This is a genomic window from Mesorhizobium sp. M7A.F.Ca.AU.001.01.1.1 (genome assembly GCF_004022735.1).
Taxonomy (GTDB): domain Bacteria; phylum Pseudomonadota; class Alphaproteobacteria; order Rhizobiales; family Rhizobiaceae; genus Mesorhizobium; species Mesorhizobium ciceri.
This window is the reverse complement of sequence record NZ_RZPF01000299.1, coordinates 1-7272: the sequence shown is the minus strand read 5'-3', so window position 1 is coordinate 7272 and position 7272 is coordinate 1. Positions and strand designations below refer to the sequence as shown.

Below are 7272 nucleotides of genomic sequence, written 5' to 3'. Positions count from 1 at the left end.
CTGGCTGCCGCGCCGGCTGGCTTCCTTCCATGAAGCCTATCCGGCCGTCAGGCTGAGCGTCTCCATCGGCAACACCAGGCAGGTTGAGGCCAATGTCCTCGATGGCGCGGCGGATCTCGGCCTGGTCGAGGGGCGCACCGAGTCCGACATCCTGCGCCGCACCAAGGTCGACGTCGACAGGCTGATGCTGGTGGTTGCCAGCACGCATCCGGAGATCGCCGAAGTTGCGCCCGGCCACTCCGACATCAAGGACCTGCGCTGGATCATCCGCGAGGGCGGTTCGGGCACACGCGAAGTGCTGGAGGATCTGGCGCGCCACGAAGGCATTTCGCTCGCCGACTTGCAGATTTTTTTGGTGCTGCCGAGCAACGAGGCTATCCGCCAGGCGGTCGAGGCGGGAGCCGGCGCCACCATCATTTCGGAGCTTGTCGTGGCCCGCGCCGTGGCTGAAGGCAGTCTCAGATCCGTGCCGCTCGAATTGCCGAAACGCGACTTCGCCATGATCACCCATCGCGATCGCCAGGCAAGCCTGGCCCAGATGGCGCTTAAGGCGCATCTCGACGGCAAGGCGGATGCCCCGTCGGCGGGCTAGAGTATCAGAGTTTGCGGCTTTGCCGTTGGCTCGGAGGTCTTGGTACTTTGTATCGAGTGGCTGATTGAAACGCCTCACCACGACCTTCCTCCCCAGATGGGCTCGCTAGCGCTGTCCGCCTCGACGCCCAGCCGTCACTCTGGCAATCCGGCGTCCCGCAGCGCGCTTCCCAGAGTCTCCGCGAGCGCTGGCGCACAGCGCACGCCAGCAAATTGGCGGCTGTAGCGGAAGCCCGGCTGAAGCTCGCGCACGCGCGCGGCGGCGGCCCTCGCTTCGTCCAGCCGGCCGAGTTTGGCGAGCGCAGCGGTCAGTTGCACGTAGGTGATGCTGTGTGCCGGATTGGCTTGAACGGACTTGTAGGCTGCGCGACAAGCTTCTTCGTAACGCCCGCGCAGCAAATGGCTCATTGCTTGGGCGTCAAACGCGGCCCAAGCCCACGAATCGAACGGGCTTAGCCGGATACCCTTCTCGCTCCATTCTATCGCGCGCTCTGCTTCGCCGGCCCATCCGAGAACGACGCTGCCAAGAATGTAAGTCAGCGCCGATGACGGGCTAATGGCGAGGGCTGCGTCTAATGCCGTGAATGCAGCGGCGCGATCATGCACGAGATCGTATGCGTCGAGACTCTCTGGGCGCTTCCGCCTGACACGTTCAATTTCCGCTTTTCGCAAGCTTGGAGCAATCGCGCCCACCGCTGATAGCGCGATTTCGTCCTGAAGCGCGAAAATGTCCTCCGAACTGCGGTCGTAGCGCTCGGCCCACACGTGCGCGCCGGTCGATGCATCGATCATCTGAGCGGTTACGCGCACACTACCGCCAGCTTTGCGCACGCTGCCTTCGAGGACATATCGTACGCCAAGCTCGCTGCCGACCTGCTTCACGTCCACGGCGCGGCCTTTGTAAGCGAAGGTCGAGTTTCGCGCGATAACGAAAAGCCATTTTATGCGTGCCAGGCCGGTGATGATGTCATCGACCATTCCATCGGCGAAGTACTCCTGTTGCGGATCTCCGCTCAAGTTCGAGAACGGCAGGACCGCCACGGAAGGCTTCTCAGGCAAGGTCGGCGCCGACGCGGTGCGGGCGGCTGCAAAACGATCAGGGACACTCGTCGCAACAGCCGGTCCTACATAGCGATAGCCTCGGCGCGGCAGTGTTTCGATCCAGCTCTCAGCATCCGCTGCGTCGGCCAATACCCGGCGCAAGGCCGCGATCTGGACCGTCAGGTTGTTGTCGGCAACCGCCAATTTGCCCCAGCCGGCTTCGACCAGCGCGTCTTTGGATACCGGTACGCCCGCGTTTTGGAGCAGCAAACGCAGAAGCGAAACGGCGCGTTGCCCAAGCATGGTTGGCTCGGTGCCGTGATACAAAATGCCCGCCACCTGATCGAGACGGAACGGGCCAAACTGATAAAGGTCGCCTCCGATTGTCATCCAACGCTTTTAGCAAATTTTTGGGAACGAATTCACGACTTTCCCGGCATCGACGGCCAATGTCGCACAGGTGCTTGCCGGAAGTAAGCACCCAGTCAAAGGAGGATCCTATGAGCGCCAATGCCATTATTCGCATGCCCGACGAGAAGAAGGGGATCATGCTGCGTGGTCAACCTATGGTCTTCCTCGTCACCGGCGAAAACACCAAGCACACGAGCATGTTCGACTGGACGATCCCAGCGGGATTCGCCACCGGACGGCATGTTCACCGTGTGCAGGAAGAGACGTTCTACCTGCTCGAAGGCGAGTGTGCGTGGCATGTCGGCGACAAGACGGTTCGCGCAACGCCCGGAACCTATCTGTTCATTCCACCGGGAGTGCCGCACGACATCACGAATGTCAGTGAGAGACCCGCCCGCGTGCTGATGACCGTCTCTCCGCCTGGCCACGAACGCTACTTCGAAGAACTTGCCAAACTCGCGGCGCAGGGTGCGCCGGACCCAAAAGCCCTCGCTGAGCTGCGGAACCGCTACGATACTGACCAGCTCTCGACTTTGACGACACGCGGGTAGGCATCTGTCACGGCGGCCCCACGACAGCTTCTGGCCCATTGCGACATATCGCGCTGGCGCACGAGCTTGGTCGCTATCGGCGCAAAGCGGACGTGATCTTCATCGCATCACGCCGAAGGTTATGGGTACACGACCTGGCCTAAAGCGGATCAGTAATCTCTGAAAAGCTGGACCGCTCGAAGAAAGCCTCAGCCGAACTTGCGTTGCGCATCCAGCGCCAGGCCAAGTCCGACCGAGCCGAACATGTCGCCTTCGATGACGGATGCCTGCGGCACCAGCGACAGGATCTCTCGTTTGGCCAGCGGGATCGCGGTCGATCCGCCGGTCAGGAACACCGCGGTGATGTCGGACGGCTTCACCTCAGCGTCCCTGATAGTCTGCCCGACCGTTGCGGTGACCCGCTCGATGTCCCTGGCAATCGTCGCGTCGAGCCCGCTGCGCGTGATTTCGGCGGTGAACTCCGCACCCGGCAGCTTCACAGCGACCTCTGCGGATGACCTGTCGGTCAGCTCTATCTTGGCCTTCTCGACACGTGCGGCCAGCGCGTGTCCGTAGCGGTGTTCGACGACGTGGATGAAACGGTCGACGAGGTCGGCGCGCTCGGCCTCGTAGCGGATCTGGCGCAGATGCGTCATCGCCTTGGCGGTGTAGACCAGGTTGATGCGCTGCCATGTGGCGAGGTCGATGAAATAGCTTGCCGGCAGGTTGCGCTTGCCGTCCTTGGTCGGCGTCAAATAGCCGAGCTGCGGCATGACATGGGCGATGCTCAGCAGCCGATCGAAATCCGTACCGCCGATATGGACGCCCCGGCTGGCCAGGATGTCGTCCTTGCGGTCGAGCGAACGGGAGCGCTGCGGCGAGACCCGCACGATCGAGAAGTCCGACGTGCCGCCGCCCATATCGATGATCAGCGCCAGTTCCTCGCGTGTCACCTTCTGCTCGTAGTCGAGCGCCGCCGCGATCGGCTCGAACTGGAAAGCGATGTGCTTGAAGCCCTGGGCACGTGCGGCGTTCTCGAGTTCGCTTTGCGCCTTCGCGTCGGCCTCGGCATCGTCATCGACGAATTGCACCGGCCGGCCAAGAACGACGGTCTCGACCGTATCGCCGGCATCGGCTTCCAGCCTCTTCTTGAGATGGCCAAGAAACATGCCGACGATCTCCATGAAGCCGATCGACCGCGATTTGATGCGGGTCTTTTCATGGGCCAGCGAACTGCCGAGCACGCTCTTCAGCGAACGCATCAGCCGGCCTTCGATGCTGTCGGTGTAATTGGCGATGGCCTGGCGGCCAAAGCAGGTGCGGTTGTCCTCGAAGTTGAAGAACACGGCACTGGGCAGCGTGACCTGGCCGTTCTCCAGCGCGACGAGGCGCGGCTGCCCGTTGCGGACCACGCCCACGGTGGAGTTCGAAGTGCCGAAGTCGATGCCGCCGAAGGCTGGTCGCATGACAAGTTCCTGCATTTGTCGTCGGCGAGCCGACAGGCGCCATGAGAAATCGCGCGCTGTCCGGGGACGGGCTGCTCTGCCGAACCGAATTGTTTGTGTCTGCCATTTGGCTGGGGAGCGCGATCTACCGCATGCCTCGGCAAAGGGAAACCACTTTTCGGGGAAAATCCTAATCTCGCCGGAAGATCAGCCTTCCGAGCCAGCCGGTCAGCATGGCCAGCGATATCGCGAAGACGCCGTAGAGGAAGGAATAATTGTGGGCGACACGGAAGATCGACTGCTCGAAACCGGATTTGCGGATTTCGAGCTGGGCCGAGCTTTCCTTGATGAACAGACCGCTCTTGAACAGGAACGCGCGGGCTTTGTGGGTTCCAACCGGCACATTCGGCGCCAGCCTGACGGTGGCGCGGAAAAGGTTCTGCGACAGGAATTGCACGCCGCCGACATTCTCGCTGTAGAGGCCGGTCGCTGACTTGCGCTCCCGCAGTGCTGCCGTGAACTCCTCGATCGTCGCCGGGCTGTCGCCGGCATCGGCGGGCTGCATATAGAGGTTGGAGGCGCCGAGCGACAGCTGCTTGTAGCTGTTGGGTTCGGTGATGTCCTGCAGCGGCCGCGTCGTCGCCACCGAATAGGAGACCGGCACGTTTTCGAAGGTCTCAGAGTCCAGATTGACCCAGACGCCGAGCACCCTGTCCTTGCGGCGCACCACCACCGGTTTGGGCGGACCTTCGAGCACGACGATGACGTCGTAGCGGCCCTGGCGCGCGACGAGTGGATCCGGGTTTTCCAGCGAACCGAAGATGGTCAGATCGGCCCCGGAAAAACCGGCGGTGATCGAGACGTTGTCGGTGGAGAGACCGATCTGGATGCCTTCGGTCAGCGGGACCTGTGCCTTCGCCGGCACGGCGGCCGCAAGCAGCGACAGGACAATGGCGGTTGCGAATGTGCTGCGAGCCTTCATCAGTTGAGGCCCGCGGCAGACAGCGAATAGAGGTTGGGCGGGGTGACGAAAAGATCGATCGCCAATCGTATCGCCACCGCCAGCACCAGCAGTGCCAGCAAGGCCCTGAGCTGCTCGCCGCGCAGCCTCTGGCCGGCCTTGGCACCGTACTGCGCGCCGGCGACGCCGCCCGCCATCAACAGGAAGGCCAGCACGACATCGACTGTCTGGTTGGTGGTGGCGTGGACCAGCGTCGTATAGGCGGAGGTGAAGATGATCTGGAACAGCGAGGTGCCGATGACGACATTGGTCGGCACTTTCAGCAGATAGATGAGTGCCGGCACCATGATGAAGCCGCCGCCGACGCCCATGATCGACGACAGGAAGCCGATGCCGGCGCCAAGCCCAAGTACGGGGATGACGCTGACGAACAGTTTTGACGCCCTGAAGCGCATCTTCAGCGGCAAGCGGTGGATCCAGTTGTGCTGGCCGGATTTCTTCAGCACCGGCGCCGCACCGCTGCGCGTCGCGCGCAGCGCATTGACGCTTTCGACCAGCATCAGCCCGCCGACGGTGCCGAGCAGCACGACGTAGAGCAGCGAGATGAACAGGTCGAGCTGGCCGAGCCTGCGCAGGAAGGCGAAGACGTAGATGCCGCCGGTGGAACCGACAATGCCGCCGGCCAGCAACACCCCGCCGAGCTTGAGGTCGAGCGTACCGCGCTTCATGTGCGAAAGGACGCCGGAGACGGAGGAGGCGATGACCTGGTTGGCGCCAGTGGCGACAGCGATCGCCGGAGGGATGTTGTAGAAGATCAAGAGCGGCGTGATGAGGAAGCCGCCGCCGACGCCGAACATGCCCGACAGGAAACCCACCGCCGCGCCCATGGCCAGCAGGACGAAGATATTGACGGAAATTTCCGCGATCGGGAGATAGATGCCCACCCGTCAGTCTCGATCAGTTCTGCCTGTCGGCGAATGCAACCGTTGCGGGCATCTTGGACCGACAAGCCAATTCGTTCTTGCGCCGGAGGTGCTGCGAAGTCAAACCGCGCTACGCCGCCGAAACAAAAAACATCTCAATCAGTTAACAGGCGAATGTGTGGCAAGGGCGTCGTGGAAGCGACGCCTCTGCCGTTATTTGCGCGCCAGCAGTGCCTTCACCAGGTTTTCGTCGACTTCGCCGGTCGCCGCCATCTTGTTGTCGGTCTGGAAAGCCATGATCGCGGTCTTCGTTTTCTGGCCCATCTTGCCGTCGGCGCCGCCGGCGTCGTAGCCGTTCTTGTTGAGAATGCGCTGGATGTTCTGGACGGCCTTCTTCATGTCGATGCTGGCGGTCGTCTGCGGCGCGCCGTCCTGCCAGGACTCGGGAATGTCGGCCGAGTTGGCTGCCGCATCCAGCGGCTTGGCCTTCCACAGCTCGGTCGCGGCGCGGGCGCGCTCGAGCTGCTCGGGCCGCAGCGCATTGGCGATCTCGTCACGCTTGGCCGCCGCATCCTTGTCGCCTGTCTTGGCGACGAGCGCGAACCATTTGTAGGACTCCTCGAGGTTCTGCTTCATGCCGACGCCCTTGGCGGCGAGGATGCCGAGATTGAACTGGCTGTCCTTGACGCCGACGTCGGCCGCCGCCTGGAACCAGTGCGCGGCCGATTCATTGTCGGTCACGCCGTCAGCCGCCATGGCAAACAGCACGGCCAGATTGTGCATGCCGCTGGCGTTGCCCTGTGCCGCGGAAAGCTGGTACCAGGTCTTCGCCTTCTTGATGTCGCGCGCGACGCCGATGCCCTTTTCGTAGAAATTTCCGATACGGTATTCGGCCGGCGCGAAGCCGAGTTCCGCCGATTTCTCGTACCATTTGGCCGCTGCCGCCATGTCTTCCTTGACGCCGCGCGACTCGGCATAGCGCGAGCCGATTTCGAACAGCGCCTTGGCGTCGCCGCTGGCAGCGGCATCACGCAAGGCGGCCGGGCCGGCGTCAGCGGGAATGTCGAATTTTGCCGTCGTCGCCGGCGAAGCGTCCACCGGCGGAACCGCGCCCGTGGTGTCCTTGGCGGTGGTCGGCTCTGTCGCCATAGGCTGGATGCCGGTGGCGGTATCGGTATCGGCAGGTTCGGCGGCGACCGGAACGGTCGAGGCCGGCGCAGCCGAAGCTGTCGTCGTCTCGGACGCCGCTGGGTTTGCATCGGCCGATGTAGCCAAGGCGACGGGGGCGGGAACCGGTTCTGCGATCGGCGCGGCACCCATCGACGGCTCGGCGCCTGACGGCGTGGCAATCATGCTTTGCGCGGCCATGT

At 63.1% G+C, this 7272-nt stretch carries 7 protein-coding genes; 2 read left to right on the top strand and 5 right to left on the bottom strand.

Translation table 11 applies throughout. The annotated features are described in order from the left end of the window. Nucleotides 1-592 (top strand): LysR substrate-binding domain-containing protein (locus EN884_RS18945; protein WP_128360675.1); only part of this gene is annotated, 592 nt, incomplete at its 5' end. 134 nt (nucleotides 593-726) lie between these two features. Here the strand turns inward: EN884_RS18945 and EN884_RS18940 are convergent. Then, nucleotides 727-2022 carry a winged helix-turn-helix domain-containing tetratricopeptide repeat protein gene (locus tag EN884_RS18940; protein WP_063170006.1) on the bottom strand — a complete coding sequence of 432 codons (1296 nt, stop codon included), beginning with the start codon at nucleotides 2020-2022 and terminating at the stop codon, nucleotides 727-729. 110 nt (nucleotides 2023-2132) lie between these two features. Here EN884_RS18940 and EN884_RS18935 point away from each other — a divergent pair, with 110 nt between their 5' ends. Continuing rightward, a complete protein-coding gene (locus EN884_RS18935; RefSeq protein WP_013533666.1) occupies nucleotides 2133-2594 on the top strand; it encodes a cupin domain-containing protein in 462 nt (153 codons plus the stop codon). A gap of 188 nt (nucleotides 2595-2782) precedes the next feature. Here the strand turns inward: EN884_RS18935 and EN884_RS18930 are convergent, their stop codons facing one another. From EN884_RS18930 to EN884_RS18915, 4 genes are all read right to left on the bottom strand, one after another. Beyond that, nucleotides 2783-4039 carry an Hsp70 family protein gene (locus EN884_RS18930; protein WP_027161735.1) on the bottom strand — a complete coding sequence of 419 codons (1257 nt, stop codon included), beginning with the start codon at nucleotides 4037-4039 and terminating at the stop codon, nucleotides 2783-2785. A 169-nt stretch (nucleotides 4040-4208) separates the two neighbouring features. Next, complete coding sequence (locus EN884_RS18925) at nucleotides 4209-5000, bottom strand: TIGR02186 family protein (protein WP_013533664.1); 792 nt, start codon at nucleotides 4998-5000, stop codon at nucleotides 4209-4211. Beyond that, nucleotides 5000-5923 carry a sulfite exporter TauE/SafE family protein gene (locus tag EN884_RS18920; RefSeq protein ID WP_013533663.1) on the bottom strand — a complete coding sequence of 308 codons (924 nt, stop codon included), beginning with the start codon at nucleotides 5921-5923 and terminating at the stop codon, nucleotides 5000-5002. Before EN884_RS18920 ends, EN884_RS18925 begins: the two co-directional genes overlap by 1 nt. A gap of 192 nt (nucleotides 5924-6115) precedes the next feature. Further along, nucleotides 6116-7272, bottom strand: a 1157-nt coding sequence (locus EN884_RS18915; protein ID WP_206617606.1) for an SEL1-like repeat protein, incomplete at its 5' end; no start/stop codon positions are given.